Annotated in this window: 16 protein-coding genes and 1 tRNA gene; 10 read left to right on the top strand and 7 right to left on the bottom strand. The window is 67.0% G+C overall.

Annotated elements, in window-relative coordinates:
- Positions 1-18: 18 nt before the first annotated feature.
- Positions 19-1,740: a proline--tRNA ligase gene (locus tag BKK79_RS13600; protein ID WP_071037874.1), complete on the bottom strand. Its 1,722-nt coding sequence runs from the start codon at positions 1,738-1,740 to the stop codon at positions 19-21.
- Positions 1,741-1,916: 176 nt separating this feature from the next.
- Here BKK79_RS13600 and BKK79_RS13595 point away from each other — a divergent pair, with 176 nt between their 5' ends.
- The gene (locus BKK79_RS13595; protein WP_071015552.1) at positions 1,917-2,543 is read left to right on the top strand and encodes an RNA pyrophosphohydrolase; all 627 of its coding nucleotides are present in this window, start codon (positions 1,917-1,919) and stop codon (positions 2,541-2,543) included.
- Positions 2,536-3,165: a CNP1-like family protein gene (locus tag BKK79_RS13590; protein WP_071015554.1), complete on the top strand. Its 630-nt coding sequence runs from the start codon at positions 2,536-2,538 to the stop codon at positions 3,163-3,165. The genes BKK79_RS13595 and BKK79_RS13590 overlap by 8 nt, the downstream gene beginning before the upstream one ends.
- Before the next feature lie 103 nt (positions 3,166-3,268).
- Here the strand turns inward: BKK79_RS13590 and proB are convergent, their stop codons facing one another.
- The 4 genes from proB to rplU all read right to left on the bottom strand — a co-directional run bounded on the left by proB (position 3,269) and on the right by rplU (position 6,383).
- The gene (proB, locus tag BKK79_RS13585) at positions 3,269-4,387 is read right to left on the bottom strand and encodes a glutamate 5-kinase (protein WP_071015556.1); all 1,119 of its coding nucleotides are present in this window, start codon (positions 4,385-4,387) and stop codon (positions 3,269-3,271) included.
- A gap of 120 nt (positions 4,388-4,507) precedes the next feature.
- Positions 4,508-5,608, bottom strand: a complete 1,101-nt coding sequence (gene obgE / locus BKK79_RS13580; RefSeq protein ID WP_071015558.1) for a GTPase ObgE — start codon at positions 5,606-5,608, stop codon at positions 4,508-4,510.
- Positions 5,609-5,750: 142 nt separating this feature from the next.
- A complete protein-coding gene (gene rpmA, locus BKK79_RS13575; RefSeq protein ID WP_071015560.1) occupies positions 5,751-6,011 on the bottom strand; it encodes a 50S ribosomal protein L27 in 261 nt (86 codons plus the stop codon).
- A 60-nt stretch (positions 6,012-6,071) separates the two neighbouring features.
- Entirely contained in the window at positions 6,072-6,383 is a 312-nt protein-coding gene (rplU, locus tag BKK79_RS13570; RefSeq protein ID WP_006576525.1) for a 50S ribosomal protein L21, read from the bottom strand.
- 644 nt (positions 6,384-7,027) lie between these two features.
- Here rplU and ispB point away from each other — a divergent pair.
- The 8 genes from ispB to BKK79_RS13530 all read left to right on the top strand — a co-directional run bounded on the left by ispB (position 7,028) and on the right by BKK79_RS13530 (position 14,183).
- The gene (gene ispB, locus BKK79_RS13565; protein ID WP_071015561.1) at positions 7,028-7,957 is read left to right on the top strand and encodes an octaprenyl diphosphate synthase; all 930 of its coding nucleotides are present in this window, start codon (positions 7,028-7,030) and stop codon (positions 7,955-7,957) included.
- Between the two features lie 18 nt (positions 7,958-7,975).
- Positions 7,976-8,052, top strand: a tRNA-Pro gene (locus BKK79_RS13560).
- 274 nt (positions 8,053-8,326) lie between these two features.
- Positions 8,327-10,063, top strand: a complete 1,737-nt coding sequence (gene pilB / locus BKK79_RS13555) for a type IV-A pilus assembly ATPase PilB (protein WP_071015563.1) — start codon at positions 8,327-8,329, stop codon at positions 10,061-10,063.
- Between the two features lie 28 nt (positions 10,064-10,091).
- Complete coding sequence (locus BKK79_RS13550) at positions 10,092-11,357, top strand: type II secretion system F family protein (protein ID WP_071037873.1); 1,266 nt, start codon at positions 10,092-10,094, stop codon at positions 11,355-11,357.
- A 3-nt stretch (positions 11,358-11,360) separates the two neighbouring features.
- On the top strand, positions 11,361-12,254 hold the full coding sequence (locus BKK79_RS13545; protein ID WP_071037872.1) for a prepilin peptidase: 894 nt from the start codon (positions 11,361-11,363) through the stop codon (positions 12,252-12,254).
- A gap of 54 nt (positions 12,255-12,308) precedes the next feature.
- Positions 12,309-12,941, top strand: a complete 633-nt coding sequence (gene coaE / locus BKK79_RS13540) for a dephospho-CoA kinase (protein ID WP_071015570.1) — start codon at positions 12,309-12,311, stop codon at positions 12,939-12,941.
- A gap of 207 nt (positions 12,942-13,148) precedes the next feature.
- Entirely contained in the window at positions 13,149-13,907 is a 759-nt protein-coding gene (gene zapD / locus BKK79_RS13535; RefSeq protein WP_071016592.1) for a cell division protein ZapD, read from the top strand.
- A gap of 84 nt (positions 13,908-13,991) precedes the next feature.
- Positions 13,992-14,183, top strand: a complete 192-nt coding sequence (locus tag BKK79_RS13530) for a DNA gyrase inhibitor YacG (protein WP_071015571.1) — start codon at positions 13,992-13,994, stop codon at positions 14,181-14,183.
- A 40-nt stretch (positions 14,184-14,223) separates the two neighbouring features.
- Here BKK79_RS13530 and BKK79_RS13525 read toward each other — a convergent pair whose 3' ends face one another.
- Together BKK79_RS13525 and BKK79_RS13520 are read right to left on the bottom strand one after the other, a co-directional pair.
- On the bottom strand, positions 14,224-14,652 hold the full coding sequence (locus BKK79_RS13525) for an NUDIX domain-containing protein (RefSeq protein ID WP_071015573.1): 429 nt from the start codon (positions 14,650-14,652) through the stop codon (positions 14,224-14,226).
- Entirely contained in the window at positions 14,652-15,542 is an 891-nt protein-coding gene (locus tag BKK79_RS13520) for an ATP-binding protein (RefSeq protein ID WP_071015574.1), read from the bottom strand. Before BKK79_RS13520 ends, BKK79_RS13525 begins: the two co-directional genes overlap by 1 nt.
- Positions 15,543-15,578: the final 36 nt, after the last annotated feature.

Raw genomic sequence — 15,578 nt, 5'->3', positions numbered from 1 at the left:
CGCGCACCGTCAGCCGCGTCAGCCGGCGAGCAGGCCGCGTACGTGGCCGACCACGTCGGCCACCGCCACCGCGGTCGCCTGCGCGTCGCGCCGGCCCTGGTACTCGACTTTGCCCTCCTTCAGGCCGCGATCGCCCACCACCACGCGGTGCGGCACGCCGATCAGCTCCCAGTCGGCGAACATCACGCCGGGACGCTCGCCGCGGTCATCCAGGATCACGTCGACGCCGGCCGCGAGCAGCTCGGCATGGATGCGGTCGGCCTCGGCCTTGACCGCCTCGTTGCGGTCGTAGCCGACCGGGCACACCACCACCTCGAAGGGCGCGATGGCGGCCGGCCAGATGATGCCGCGCTCGTCGAAATTCTGCTCGATGGCGGCACCGAGGATACGCGTGACGCCGATGCCGTAGCAGCCCATCTGCATCGGCTGGGTCTTGCCGTTCTCGTCGAGGAAGTTGGCGTTCATGTCGACCGAGTAGCGCGTGCCGAGCATGAACACGTGGCCCACCTCGATGCCGCGGCAGATGGACAGGCGGCCCTTGCCGTCGGGCGAGGCGTCGCCCTCGACCACGTTGCGCAGGTCGGCCACCTGCGGCTCGGGCAGGTCGCGGCCCCAGTTGACGCCGGTGTAGTGGTAGTCGCGCTCGTTGGCGCCGCAGCAGAAATCGCTCATATTGGCGACGGTGCGGTCCACCACCAGCTTGACCGGCTTCCTGGTGCCCACCGGGCCCAGGTAGCCCGGCGGCGAACCGAAGGCGTCAACGATCTCGTTCTCGGTGGCGAAGCGGAAGTCGGCCAGGCCGGGCACCTTCGATGCCTTGATCTCGTTCAGCTCATGATCGCCGCGGATCAGCAGCAGCCAGACCTGCGTGCCGGCCTCGCCGTCGGTGGCCAGCACGATCGACTTGACGGTACGCTCCAGCGGGATGCCGAGGAACTCGGCCACGTGCTCGCACTTGGCCTTCTCCGGCGTCGACGCCTTCACCAGCGGCTCGGCGGCGGCAGCGCGGCTGACCAGCAGCGGCAGCGCCTCGGCCGCCTCCATGTTGGCGGCGTAGTCGGAGTCCGGGCAGTAGACGATGGCGTCCTCGCCGGTGTCGGCGATCACGTGGAACTCATGCGAGCCCGAACCGCCGATGGCGCCGTTGTCGGCCGCCACCGCGCGGAATTCCAGGCCGAAGCGCTGGAAGATGCGCACGTAGGCGTCATACATCTTCTGGTACGAAGCCTTCATGCCGTCCAGGTCGCGGTCGAAGGAATAGGCGTCCTTCATGGTGAACTCGCGGCCGCGCATGATGCCGAAGCGCGGCCGGCGCTCGTCGCGGAACTTGGTCTGGATCTGGTAGAAGTTGATCGGCAGCTGCTTGTAGCTGCGGATCTCGCTGCGCGCGATGTCGGTCACGACCTCCTCCGAGGTCGGCTGCACGGCGAAATCGCGCTCGTGGCGATCCTTCAGGCGCAGCAGCTCCGGGCCCATCTTGTCCCAGCGGCCGGTCTCCTGCCACAGCTCGGCCGGCTGGATCACGGGCATCGACAACTCGACCGCGCCGGCCCGGTTCATCTCCTCGCGCACGATGTTCTCCACCTTGCGGATCACGCGCAGGCCGATCGGCATGTAGTTGTAGATGCCCGCGCCCAGCTTCTTGATCATGCCGGCGCGCATCATCAGCTTGTGCGAGACGATTTCCGCGTCGGAAGGGGCTTCCTTGAGGGTGGAAATGAAGAATTGCGAGGCTTTCATCCGTAGCTTTCTCTTAGGGTCCGGCCCCCCCGGCCGATTCCGGAGTGCCACCGCACCAAATCCTGTACGCACGCGCCTGAAACGACGCTTCCGCTGGGGAAAACCAGCACCTGCCCACTCAGGCCGTACCGCGCGCTTTATAATCGACGTAATTCTAAAGGATTCGAGGTGCAGTCATGCTCGATCGTGAAGGCTTTCGCCCGAACGTCGGCATTATCCTCATCAACGCACGGAACGAGGTGTTCTGGGGCAAACGTATCGGCGAACATTCGTGGCAGTTTCCTCAAGGCGGCATCAAATACGGCGAGACGCCGGAACAGGCGATGTACCGCGAACTGCATGAAGAGGTCGGACTGCTGCCCGAACATGTCCGAATCGTGGGTCGTACCCGCGACTGGCTGCGTTATGAGGTGCCGGACAAGTTCATCCGCCGCGAAATCCGCGGCCACTACCGGGGCCAGAAGCAGATCTGGTTCCTGCTGCGCATGGCCGCGCGGGATTGCGATATCCGCCTGCGCGCCACCGACCACCCCGAGTTCGACGCCTGGCGCTGGAGCCAGTACTGGGTGCCGCTCGAAGCGGTGATCGAGTTCAAGCGCGAGGTCTACCAGATGGCGCTGACGGAGCTGTCGCGCTTCCTGCAGCGTGGCCGCATGGCCGGCCCCTACGGTGGACACGGCCATCACCTCGGCCACCACGGCGGCCGCCACGGACAGGCGCGCCAGGAAAACGCGGGCCGCGGCAATCCGGGCCCGATCCAGCCGGCGCTGCCGGCAAACCCTGAACGGAGTACCGATGACTGAATTCGCCGGGCGCGGCCTTCGCCCGCGCCTGCGTGCCGCCTGCCTGCTGGCGGCCGCCGCCGCCTGCCTCGGACTGGCCGCGTGCAGCAGCACGCCCAGCAAGCCGCAGACCGCCAACGCTGAAGAGGAAGAGCTCCCCAACAAGAAAGGCGACCTGATCGACGACCTGTTCGGCGGCAAGCCGTTCAAGGAGGTCGAGGTCTCCCTGCCCGCGCTGCCCAGCGACGCCGACCTGATCCCCTTCGAATTCGGCCCGACCAACACCACGCTGAAGTTCGCGGTCGACGCCAAGTCGGTATTGGTCGGAGAAGACGGCGCCGTGCGCTACACCGTGGTGATCACCAGCGCCAGCGGCGTGCGCAATACCAGCTTCGAGGCGCTGCGCTGCGATACCTTCGAGCGCAAGCTGTACGCGACGCTGCCGCCCGGCGCCAAGGGCTGGGTGCGTAACCGCAGCGACGGCCGCGAGGGATGGATCCGCCTCAGCCAGAGCAGCCGCAACAACTACGCCGACGCACTGGGCCGCGACTACCTGTGCGACGGCCGCTCGGCCTACGGCAGCGCCAAGGACATCGTCAAGCGCCTGCGCAGCGACCAGCCGGCGCAGAACGGCTTCCGCTAGCGGCCCCTCGGCAGCCCCGCAGGGGCTGCCGATGAATCTGCGATCCAGGACACCAGGCGCGTCGCCGCGCCCGCGAGGCTGAGCCGCCCAGCCGGCGGCAGCCTTACATCAGGACCAGATTGTCCCGGTGGATGAGTTCGGGCTCGTTGACGTGCCCGAGCACGGCCTCGATCTCCGCGGAGGGCTTGCGCGCGATCAGGCGCGCCTCGGCGCTGGAGTAGTTGCTCATGCCGCGCGCCACCTCGCGCCCCGCCTGGTCGACACAGGCAACCACTTCGCCGCGCACGAACTCGCCCTGCACCTCGACCACGCCGATGGGCAGCAGCGAGGTGCCGCTGGCGGTCAGCTTGGCCACCGCGCCCGCGTCGATGACCAGGCGCCCGCGCAGCTGCAGGTGATCTGTCATCCATTGCTTGCGCGCGGTCAGCCGGCCGGTCGGCGCCAGCAGCTGGGTGCCGATGGCCTCGCCGGCCGCCAGCCGCTCCAGCACGCGGGGCTCCCGCCCCGAAGCGATCACGGTATGGGCGCCCGACTTGGCCGCGCGCTTGGCCGCCAGGATCTTGGTCAGCATGCCGCCGCGACCGATGGCCGTGCCGGCGCCGCCGGCCATGGCCTCCAGCTCGAGCGTACCGGCCAGCGCCTCGTGCACGAACTCGGCCGCCGGGTCCTTGCGCGGATCGGCCGTGTAGAGGCCACGCTGGTCGGTCAGGATCACCAGCGCGTCGCCTTCGATCAGGTTGGTCACCAGCGCGCCCAGCGTGTCGTTGTCGCCGAACTTGATCTCATCGGTGACGACGGTATCGTTCTCGTTGATGATCGGCACCACGCCGAGGCCGAGCAGGGTCACCAGCGTCGAGCGCGCATTCAGGTAGCGCTCGCGATCGGCAAGGTCGGCGTGCGTCAGCAGTACCTGCGCGGTGCGGATGCCATGCAGCCCGAACTGGCTTTCGTAGACCTGCGCCAGGCCCATCTGGCCGACTGCGGCGGCCGCCTGCAACTCGTGGATCTCACTCGGACGCTTGCTCCAGCCCAGCCGCTGCATGCCTTCCGCGATGGCGCCAGAACTGACCAGCACCACTTCCTTGCCACTGGCACGCAGGCTGGCGATCTGCGCCGCCCAACGAGCGATGGCGTCGTGGTCCAGGCCCTTGCCATCATTGGTCACCAGGCTGGATCCGACCTTGGCGACGATGCGCTTTGCCTGCGCGATGACCGATTGCATGGTGAGCTTCCTGTCTCGAGGAGTGGGGGACGCTGCCGCCGGGCAGGCGCCGGGGCGCCGCCCGCATTCCCCCGGAATGGTTATGTTGGTGGTGTCGTCGCCTGCGCCGCGCGGCCCGTCTCAGACCGGCCCGCCGCCGTCCCGTTCGACGTTGTGCAGGCGATCGTCGAGGCGGACGTCCGGCTCGGCCAGCGCGGCAGCTTCCTCGGCCTTGATCGCGGCCAGGTGGTCCTTGATCGCGTAGATCAGCTCACGGCAGCCTTCGCCGGTCAGCGCGGAGATGCGGAACACCGGCCCCTTCCACTTGTAGCGCTTGATGAAGTCCTTGGCGCGGGCCTCGCGCTCGTCTTCCGGCACCATGTCGAGCTTGTTCAGCACCAGCCAGCGCGGCTTCTCGTACAGCGTCGCATCGTACTTCTTCAGCTCGTTGACGATCGCGCGCGCCTCGGCGACCGGGTCGACCGCGTCGTCGAAGGGGGCCAGGTCGACGATATGCAGCAGCAGTCCGGTGCGCTGCAGGTGGCGCAGGAACTGGTGGCCCAGGCCGGCGCCTTCGGCGGCACCCTCGATCAGGCCGGGAATGTCGGCCACCACGAAGGACTGCTCATGGTCGACGCGCACCACGCCCAGGTTGGGGTGCAGCGTGGTGAAGGGATAGTCGGCGATCTTCGGGCGCGCGTTCGAGACGTGCGAGATGAAGGTCGACTTGCCGGCATTGGGCATGCCGAGCAGGCCGACGTCGGCCAGCACCTTCAGCTCCAGCTTGAGCATGCGGCGTTCGCCCGGCTTGCCGTCCACCTGCTGGCGCGGCGCGCGGTTGGTGCTGGACTTGAAGTGCAGGTTGCCCCAGCCGCCCATGCCGCCCTCGGCCAGGCAGACCTTCTGGCCATGCTCGGTCAGGTCCGCGACCAGTTCGCCGCTGTCGAGGTCGGTGATCAGGGTGCCCACCGGCATGCGCAGCGTGACGTCCTCGCCGGCCGCGCCATAGCAGTCCGAGCCGCGGCCGTTCTCGCCGTTGCGCGCCACGTGCTTCTTGGCGTAGCGGAAGTCGATCAGGGTATTGATGTTGCGGTCCGCCACGGCGAACACGCTGCCGCCGCGCCCGCCGTCACCGCCATCCGGACCGCCGAAGGGCACAAACTTCTCGCGCCGGAACGAGGCGCTGCCATTGCCGCCGTTGCCGGCGATGGCTTCGATGCGGGCTTCGTCGATGAACTTCATGATGGGTTTCCGTGGCTGGTGCGGGCCGCCCTGCCTTTCGGCACCAGGCGGCCACGGCGGATGGCGGACATCGGCAATATTGTCGCCAGAAAAGAAAAAGCCCCGCAAGCGTTGCGGGGCCTTCCTGCTGCAAAGGCGGAGATCAGGCTGCCGGAACGACGCTGACCTGCTGCTTCTTCGCAGCGCCCTTGACGGCGAACTGCACGTGGCCGTCAACCAGGGCGAAGAGGGTGTGGTCCTTGCCCACGCCGACGTTGTCGCCGGCATGCACGCGGGTACCGCGCTGGCGCACGATGATGCCGCCTGCATTAATGGCTTGGCCGCCAAACACCTTCACGCCGAGGCGCTTCGATTCGGAATCGCGGCCGTTCCGTGTAGAACCGCCGCCTTTTTTCTGTGCCATGACTTAACTCCTGTCGCTTTACCGGGTTACGTTCGAATTCGATGCAGACTGAGCCGATGCTCAGGCAACGATGGCTTCGATACGCAGTTCGGTGTAATTCTGACGATGGCCTTGACGCTTCTGGTAGTGCTTACGACGGCGCATCTTGAAGATCTTCACCTTGTCGTGACGACCTTGGGAGATAACGGTAGCTTTGACGGAAGCCCCGCTCACCAGCGGCGTACCAAACTTGATCTGGTCGCCTGCGCCCACTGCGAGCACCTGGTCGAGCGTGATTTCAGCGCCAATGTCAGCCGGTATCTGTTCTACTTTCAGTTTTTCGCCAGCAGCAACCTTGTATTGCTTGCCGCCGGTTTTTACGACCGCGTACATTGTCGAACCTCTCGATGTGTATAAAACGCCGAATGCCAGACCGGTGCCACTGCACCATGCCACTGTCATCGACAGGTCGAGGTGCCGGCCGGCTGGCCCGGTTATCTCCCGCCGGTGCACGATCGGCGCATGACCTGCGCACGAACCAGCCGCATCCTGGCGCGAGGCCAGGCTCCGCGCCGGACAGGACACGCTGCTCCGCCGTGACGGAGGTGGCGCGGCCGGCGCAGCTCGCGAAAGCTACCGGAGAGAACTGCGCATTCTATACGAGAATGAAGAAAAGCGCAAAGAAAACAGGTACATAGCCCGGCAGCGACGATCCACGCACATGGCGTCGCCGGCGAGGCTGTGCCGCTCAGGCCAGATCGGCCAGCAGGAAGCCGGCCAGCGCGGCGAAGGCGCACCACCAGGCGGCGCGGCGGGTGCGGCGGGTCGTGTCGCGGGACTTGTCCATGCGCCGATTATAGCCACGCCCGCCGAGGCCCCTCGCACCCGCGCCGCCAGCGCCGCACAGCAACCGGGACACCCGCCTGGAGACGGACATACATACACGCCCATCGCATATAATCGTCCGGTTTTGCGCAACGGTGATCATCTTGTCCCAGTCTTCCGCCACTGCCCTGCTTGCCCCGGTCGCTGCCGACATGCGCGCCGTCGACGCAGTCATCCGCCGGCGCCTCGCCTCGGAAGTGCCCCTGATCGAACAGATCGGCGAATACATCATCGGCGCAGGCGGCAAGCGCCTGCGCCCGGTGATCCTGCTGCTGGTCGCGCGGGCCCTGGGCTACGATGGCCACCGCCACCATGACCTCGCCGCCGTGGTGGAGTTCATCCACACCGCCACCCTGCTGCACGACGACGTGGTCGACGAGTCGGAACTGCGCCGCGGCCGCGAGACCGCCAACGCGGCCTTCGGCAATGCCGCTAGCGTGCTGGTGGGAGACTTCCTCTATTCGCGCGCCTTCCAGATGATGGTGGAGGCCGGCAGCATGCGCATCATGGAGATCCTCTCCAACGCCACCAACGTGATCGCCGAAGGTGAAGTGCTGCAACTGCTGAACATGCACGACCCGGACGTCACCGTCGAGCGCTACCTGAAGGTGATCCGCTACAAGACCGCCAAGCTGTTCGAAGCTTCGGCGCAGATCGGCGCGGTCCTGTCCGGCGCCGACGCGGCGCTGGAAGAGGCCGCCGCCGAATACGGCCGGCGCATCGGCACCGCCTTCCAGCTGATCGACGACATGCTCGACTACACGGCCAGCGCCGAGCAGATGGGCAAGAATGCCGGCGACGACCTGCGCGAAGGCAAGCCGACGCTGCCGCTGCTGCACCTGATCGAGCACGGCACGCCCGAGCAGCGCGCGCTCGCGCGCGAAGCTATCGTGCAGGGCGGCACCGAACACTTCGATGCCGTGTTCTCCGCCATCCACGACAGCGGCGCGCTGGAGGTCACCTTCCAGGCCGCGCAGCGCGAGGCCGCAGCGGCGGAAAAAGCGGCAATGCAATTTCCCCCTTCCCAACTGAAGGAAACGCTGATAGACTTATGTTCTTTCTCGCTGCAACGACAGTCGTAGCGCAGAAAAACAAGAAAACGGGGTGTAGCTTAGCCTGGTAGAGCGCTACGTTCGGGACGTAGAGGCCGGAGGTTCGAATCCTCTCACCCCGACCAGTTTCTGGTCATCGAGACCGCAAAAAGGCCGCACGACAGTGCGGCCTTTTTGTTTTCTGCGTCCGGCATTGCCATCCGTGTCCTGCGCGGCAGGCACGCCCCGCTACAGTCAATGCGGCACGGGATGCCCCCCCCAAGCGGGGTTGCGCTGCTGTCGCGCAAATGCCGACGAGGACCGGCGGCTGCCTTTACAAAAAGTGACCCCGGCTGCAAACTGCCGCGGTCCAGGGCCCGCTCCCTGCCTCGCAGCCCTCGCGGGCCGTCCTGCCTCGCCATGACACTAGGTCTCGCTCTCGCGCAAAGCCGCCGCATCGCTCCGGCCCTTCTCGCCCAGCTCGAACAGGCCGCGCGGGAAAAGAAGTCGCAACTGATCGACGAGATCGTCGGCAGCGGCACCATGAGCGCGCGCGACCTCGCCACCTTCGCCGCCGACAAGTACCAGCTCCCGCTGCTGGACCTCAGCCAGTTCAACTTCGCCACGGTGCCGCCGGCCCTGGTCGGCAACCGCGAGTTCCACGCCCACCGGCTGCTGCCGCTGGGCCGGCGCGACAACCGGCTGGTCGTGGCAACCTCCGATCCGTCCAACCAGGCCGGCCTCGATGCCATCCGCCAGAAACTGAACCTGCCGGTCGACGCGGTCGTGGTCGAGCACGACAAGCTGCTGAAGCACGTGCGCTCGGCCGGCGAGGAAAGCAGTACGCTGCGCGCCGCCGGCCCGGTGGCGGCCGAGCACAAGCTGATCGAGTACGACCCGGTCGCCTCGGCGGGAGCCCAGCGCAACAAGGCGCCCAACGACATCGACGACGCACCGGTCGTGCGCTTCCTGCACAAGCTGCTGACCGAGGCCTTCCACCGGGGCGCATCCGACCTGCACTTCGAGCCGTTCGAGACCTTCTACCGCGTGCGCTTCCGCGTCGACGGCGTGCTGCTGGAGGTGGCCCGCCCCCCGCTGGACATCCGCGACAAGATCGCCACCCGCATCAAGGTGCTGTCGCGCCTGGACATCTCCGAGAAACGCGTGCCGCAGGACGGCCGCATGAAGCTGCTGATCGCGCTGCCGAAGGAAAAGGACAAGGACGGCAAGGACAGCAAGGAGACGGTCGAGAAGGCCATCGATTTCCGTGTGTCGACGCTGCCGACACTGTTCGGCGAGAAGATCGTCATGCGGATCCTCGACTCCTCGACCGACAAGCTCGACATCGACCGGCTCGGCTACGAGCCCGCGCAGAAGGCGCTGCTGCTCGAGACCATCAAGCGCCCCTACGGCATGATCCTGGTCACCGGCCCGACCGGCAGCGGCAAGACGGTCTCGCTCTACACCTTCCTCAACCTGCTCAACCAGGGCGACATCAATATCTCGACGGCCGAGGATCCCGCCGAAATCCAGCTGCCCGGCATCAACCAGGTCAACGTCAACGAGAAGGCCGGCCTGACCTTCGCCGCCGCGCTGCGCTCCTTCCTGCGCCAGGACCCGGACGTCATCATGGTGGGCGAGATCCGCGACCTGGAGACCGCGGACATCGCCATCAAGGCCGCCCAGACCGGCCATCTGGTGCTGTCCACGCTGCATACCAACGATGCGCCGACCACGCTGACGCGGCTGATGAACATGGGCGTGGCGCCGTTCAACATCGCCTCCAGCGTGCTGCTGATCACCGCCCAGCGGCTGGCGCGCCGGCTGTGCAACTGCAAGCGGCCGGGCGCCCTGGCGCGCGACGTGCTGCTTGACGCCGGCTTCCAAGAGAGCGAACTCGACGGCAGCTGGCAGCCTTACCACCCGGCCGGCTGCGAGCGCTGCAGCGGCAGCGGCTACAAGGGGCGTTGCGGCATCTACCAGGTGATGCCCATCTCCGAGGCGATGCAGCAGATCATCCTGTCTCACGGTACGGCGCTGCAGATCGCCGAGCAGGCGCGCCGCGACGGCGTGCTATCGTTGCGGGAAGCCGGCCTGCTGAAGGTGAAGCAAGGCGTCACCTCGCTGGAAGAAGTGCTGGCGACGACCAATATGTAAAACAAAAGCAATCAGTCGGGGGTCAATCATGGCAACGCGTGCACCAGCCGCGGCGGCCCGCACGGCAGCGCCGTCGCGGAGCAAGCCGGGGCGCAAGGCGGCGACGCAGTACATCTTCGAGTGGGAAGGCAAGGACCGCAAGGGCAAGACCTTCACCGGGGAACAGCGCGCGGAGGACCAGGCCGAAGTCAATGCCATGCTGCGCAAGCAGGGCCTGACGGTGGTCAAGATGAAGCGCCGCCGCGCGGCGCGCGGTCGCAAGATCACCGAGAAGGACATCGCCTACTTCACGCGCCAGCTGTCCACCATGCTCAAGGCGGGCGTGCCGCTGCTGCAGTCGATCGACATCATCGCGCGCGGCCATGCCAACCCGAACTTCACCCAGCTGCTGGCGCAGATCCGCTTCGACATCGAGGCCGGCAGCAGCATGGCGCAGGCCTTCCGGCGCCATCCGCGCTACTTCGACACGCTCTACTGCAACCTGATCGACGCCGGCGAACAGGGCGGCATCCTGGATGCGCTGCTCGAACGACTGTCGATGTACATGGAGAAGACGATCGCGCTGAAAAGCCAGATCAAGTCGGCCATGATCTACCCGATCGCGGTGCTGACCGTGGCCTTCGCCGTCACCGTGATCCTGATGCTGTTCGTGATCCCTGCCTTCAAGGGCGTGTTCGCCAGCTTCGGCGCCAACCTGCCGGCGCCGACGCTGTTCGTGATCGCCATCTCCGACTTCTTCGTGGCCTACTGGTACATCGTCATCGGCGTGCCGGTGGCGGCCATCGCACTGTACCTGCGCGCCTTGCGCAAGTCGGAGAAGGTGCAGCGCGCCACCGACCGCGCGCTGCTGAAGATGCCCATCTTCGGCAGCCTGTTCCGCAAGGCGGTGATCGCGCGCTGGACGCGCACCCTGGCCACCATGTTCGCCGCGGGCACGCCGCTGGTGGAGTCGATGGAGTCGGTGGCGGGCGCGGCCGGCAACTGGATCTACCACGACGCCACGCGCGAGGTCGAACAGGCGGTGCGCATCGGCACCAGCCTGACCAACGCCATGCAGGCCACCCACGTGTTCGACAATATGGTGCTGCAGATGACGCAGATCGGCGAGGAATCGGGCGCGCTGGACAATATGCTGCTGAAGGTGGCCGAATTCTACGAGCGCGAGGTCGACGACGCGGTCGCGGCCATCTCCAGCCTGATCGAGCCGCTGATCATCGTGATCCTCGGGGTACTGATCGGCGGCATGGTGATTGCCATGTACCTGCCGATCTTCAAGCTGGGACAGGTGGTCTGAAGCATGGTGTCCGCATTCTCGCCGCAAGGCGCCTTCACCATCGCCACGCTGGCCGCCCTGCCCGGCTGGTTCCTGATGCTGGCGGCCGGCCTGCTGGGCCTGGCGGTCGGCAGCTTCCTCAACGTGGTGATCCACCGCCTGCCGCGCATGATGGAGCACGACGAGGCGAACTACATCGCCGAGCTGCGCGGCGAGCCGCTGCCCCATCCGTCGCGCTACAACCTGGCGGTGCCGGGATCGGCATGCCCGCACTGCGGGCACACGCTGGCGCCATGGGAGAACATCCCCGTGCTCAGCTACCTGCTGCTGCGCGGGCGCTGTTCGGCCTGCCACGCACCGATCGGGGCGCGCTATCCGCTGGTGGAACTCGCCAGCGGGGTGCTGAGCGTGCTGGCCGCCTGGCACTTCGGGCCGACCTGGCAGGGCCTGGCGGCGCTGGTGCTGGTGTGGATGCTGCTGGCGCTGACCATGATCGACGCCGATACCCAGCTGCTGCCCGACCAGCTGACCCAGCCGCTGCTGTGGCTCGGCCTGCTGCTCAACCTGGCGGGCGTGTTCGCCTCGCTGGCCGACGCCGTGATCGGCGCGGCAGCCGGCTACCTGCTGCTGTGGAGCGTCTACTGGCTCTTCAAGCTGGTGCGCGGCAAGGAGGGCATGGGCTACGGCGACTTCAAGCTGATGGCGGCGCTCGGTGCCTGGTTCGGCTGGCAAGCGCTGCCCGCGCTGGTGCTGCTGTCCTCCGTGGTCGGCCTGCTGTTCGGCCTCGTCCGCATCGCACTGCGCCGGCAGCATCGCGACACGCCCTTCCCCTTCGGTCCGTTCATCGCCGGAGCGGGCCTGCTGGTACTGTTCCTGGGGGCCGGCGCGCTGCCGCTCGCGCTGGGCGTGCCGGGCTAGACTCACTGCCACGCGCCCCTTGCTCGGCATACACAGTACACACCGCACATCACCATGCTAGAAATCGGACTGACCGGAGGCATCGGCTCTGGCAAGACCCGCGTGGCCGACCTGTTCGCCGCGCGCGGCGCTGCGATCATCGATACCGACCTGCTCGCCCACGAGATCACGGCGCCGCACGGGCTGGCCATCCCCGCCCTGGTCGAGGCCTTCGGACCGCAGTGCCTGCGCCCTGACGGCGCCATGGACCGCGACGCGATGCGCGCGCTGGTCTTTGCCGACCCGGCGGCGAAAGCGCGCCTGGAAGCCATCACCCACCCGCTGATCCGCCAGCTCACCGAGAGCCGCGCCGCTGCCGTGCGCGCCGGCGGCCGCCATCCCTACCTGATCTATGTGGTGCCGCTGCTGGTCGAGTCGGGAAGCTGGCGCCAGCGGGTCGGGCGCGTCCTGGTGGTCGATTGCAGCGAAGCGACCCAGGTGGCTCGGGTGATGTCCCGCAACGGCTTCACCCGGCCCCAGGTGGAAGCCATCATGGCGCGGCAGGCCACGCGTGCGCAGCGCCTGGCGCAGGCGGACGACGTGATCGACAACGAGGGCCGGCCCGAGGCGCTTGCGCCGCAAGTCGAGCGGCTGGACCGGCTGTACCGCTCGCAAGCGGCGGCGGCACCGCTCCATACGGCCGACTGAAACAGTCGTCCCCCCTGGGGCAGCCTGCATTGTCGCGCAGCGCGGACTCGCATAGAATGCGCTGATCATGGCAGGCAAGGGCCGGCCAGCCGCCGGTACCTGTACCGGATAGACCGGCGCCGGGAATGTTCCCCGCGCCGAATGGTTTTCCACGCGGGCGCCGCGCCGCAAACGGCACGCCAGCCCGCGCGCTGCACGGACATTCCCTTGATTCTGTACGAATATCCTTTCAACGAACGCATCAGGACACTTCTGCGCCTGGAAGACCTGTTCGATCGCCTGGATTTCTTCCTCGCCCAGGATCATGCGCTGCAGCACCACGTCGCCCTGACCACGGTATTCGAGATCATCGACGTAGCCGGCAGGGCCGACCTGAAGACCGACCTGATCAAGGAACTCGAGCGCCAGCGCCAGGCGCTGTCGTCGCTGCGCAGCAATCCGCAGATCGACCAGAAGGCGCTCGACGCAGTGATCGGCGAGATCGAGCAGGCCATGGCGCTGCTGAACCAGACCGTGGGCAAGGCCGGCCAGTTGCTGGTCGACAATGAGTGGCTGACCAGTATCCGCAGCCGCGCCATCATCCCCGGCGGCACCTGCGAGTTCGACCTGCCCGCCTACTATGCCTGGCAGCAACGCCCGGCCGAAGACCGGCGCATCGATGTGGCCAAGTGGGCACGCCCGCTGATGCCGTTGCGGCAGGGCACGACCACTGTGCTGCGCCTGCTGCGCGAATCCAGCCAGAGCGGCAAGGTGATCGCCACCGGCGGGAGCTACCAGCAGATGCTGTCCGGACGCAGCTACCAGCTGATGCAGGTGCTGCTGGATGAATCGCTGCTCGCCTTCATTCCCGAAATGAGCGCCAACAAGTACATGCTGTGGGTGCGCTTCACGCAACAGGACGGGGACCTGAGGCCCAAGTCGGTCGACGCGGACATCCCCTTCCTGCTCAAGCTCTGCAATTTCTGACCACGGCGTCATGCGCCGCCCTGCCCTGCAGGGAGCGGCCGCGACGCACCATCCTGTCGTACACGACTCACAAGACACACCACCATGCCGACCATCGTCAAATGCCCCACTTGCGGCAAGGATGTGGCCTGGGTGCCGGAAAGCCGCTTCCGCCCGTTCTGCTCCGAACGCTGCAAGCAGATCGACCTGGGCGCCTGGGCTGCGGAGAAATATGTGATCGGGGGTAAGCCCGAGGAAACGCCGTCGCCGGACCTGCCGGACGACCAGGACCGCTAGGCACCGCAGTGGCCGCCTGGGGCGTGAATCGGCGCCCTGCTCAGCCGGCCTCGGCGGCCAGCCAGTCCACCACCGGGATGGTCGCCGGCAGCAGCGGGCCGACCGACACCGGCGCCTGCTGCCAGGCGAAGGCCTGGCCCTCGCGGCCGTGGGGCTCGCCGCGCCAGCCGACCACCTTGCAGAAGTGCAGCCGCACATAGGCGTGCGGATAGTCGTGCTCGAGTACCTTCCAGCGCTCGCAGCGGGTCACGTCGAGGCCGAGTTCCTCGTGCAGTTCGCGGGCCAGCGCCGCCTCGACCGATTCGCCAGGCTCCAGCTTGCCGCCCGGAAACTCCCAGTAGCCCTCGTAGGGCTTGCCGGCAGGGCGCTGCGCCAGCAGGAAGCTGCCGTCGGGGCGCATCAGCACCCCGACCGCCACTTCGGTCACCTTGCGCACGCCGTCCGGCGCGATGTCCGTCCCAGCACCCATCACTGCGCCTCGTCGACGGCACGGCGGCCGTGCTTGCCGCCCCAGTCGCGCGCGAACTGCCAGGCCACGCGGCCCGAACGCGAGCCGCGTTCCAGTGCCCACACCAGCGCATCGCCGCGCGCCGCGGCGATATCTTCGTCGCTGCAGCCGAAGTGCTTGAGCCAGTGGCCGACGATGGCCAGGTACTCGTCCTGCTTGGGCGGGTAGAACGACAGCCACAGGCCGAAACGCTCGGACAGCGAAATCTTCTCTTCGACCACCTCGCCCGGATGGATCTCGCCATCCGCGGTATGCCGGTAGCTTTCGTTGTCCTTCATGTACTCCGGCAGCAGGTGGCGCCGGTTCGAGGTGGCGTAGATCAGCACATTGTCCGACTGCGCGGCCACCGAGCCATCCAGCGCCGACTTCAGCGACTTGTAGCCCGACTCGCCTTCCTCGAAAGAGAGATCGTCGCAGAAGATGACGAAGCGCTCGGGACGCTGCGACAGCAGTTCGACGATGTCGCCGAGGTCACCGAGATCGTCCTTGTCCACCTCGACCAGGCGCAGGCCGTCGGCCACGAAGGCGTTCAGGCAAGCCTTGATCAGCGAGGACTTGCCGGTACCGCGCGCGCCGGTCAGCAGTACGTTGTTGGCCGGCAGGCGACCCACGAACTGGCGCGTATTGGCGACGATCGCGTCCTTCTGGCGCTCGATGTTCTTCAGGTCGTCCAGGTGGATCGGCGGCAGCTGGCGGATAGCCTGCAGATAGCCGATCTTGCCGAACAGGCTCTCCCTTTTGCGCCAACGGAACGCTACCGCCTCTTTCCAGTCCGCCTCGCCTAGCTGCGGCGGCAGCCATTGTTCGAGTCGGGACAGGAAGTGATCGAGGCGTGTGGCGAGGTCTGACATGGCAGCGTGGATTCCGTTGGCAGTGGAGGGCGGGGC

The sequence above is a fragment of the Cupriavidus sp. USMAA2-4 genome (assembly GCF_001854305.1).
Classification (GTDB): domain Bacteria; phylum Pseudomonadota; class Gammaproteobacteria; order Burkholderiales; family Burkholderiaceae; genus Cupriavidus; species Cupriavidus malaysiensis.
This window is presented reverse-complemented; position numbering and strand designations above follow the sequence as displayed.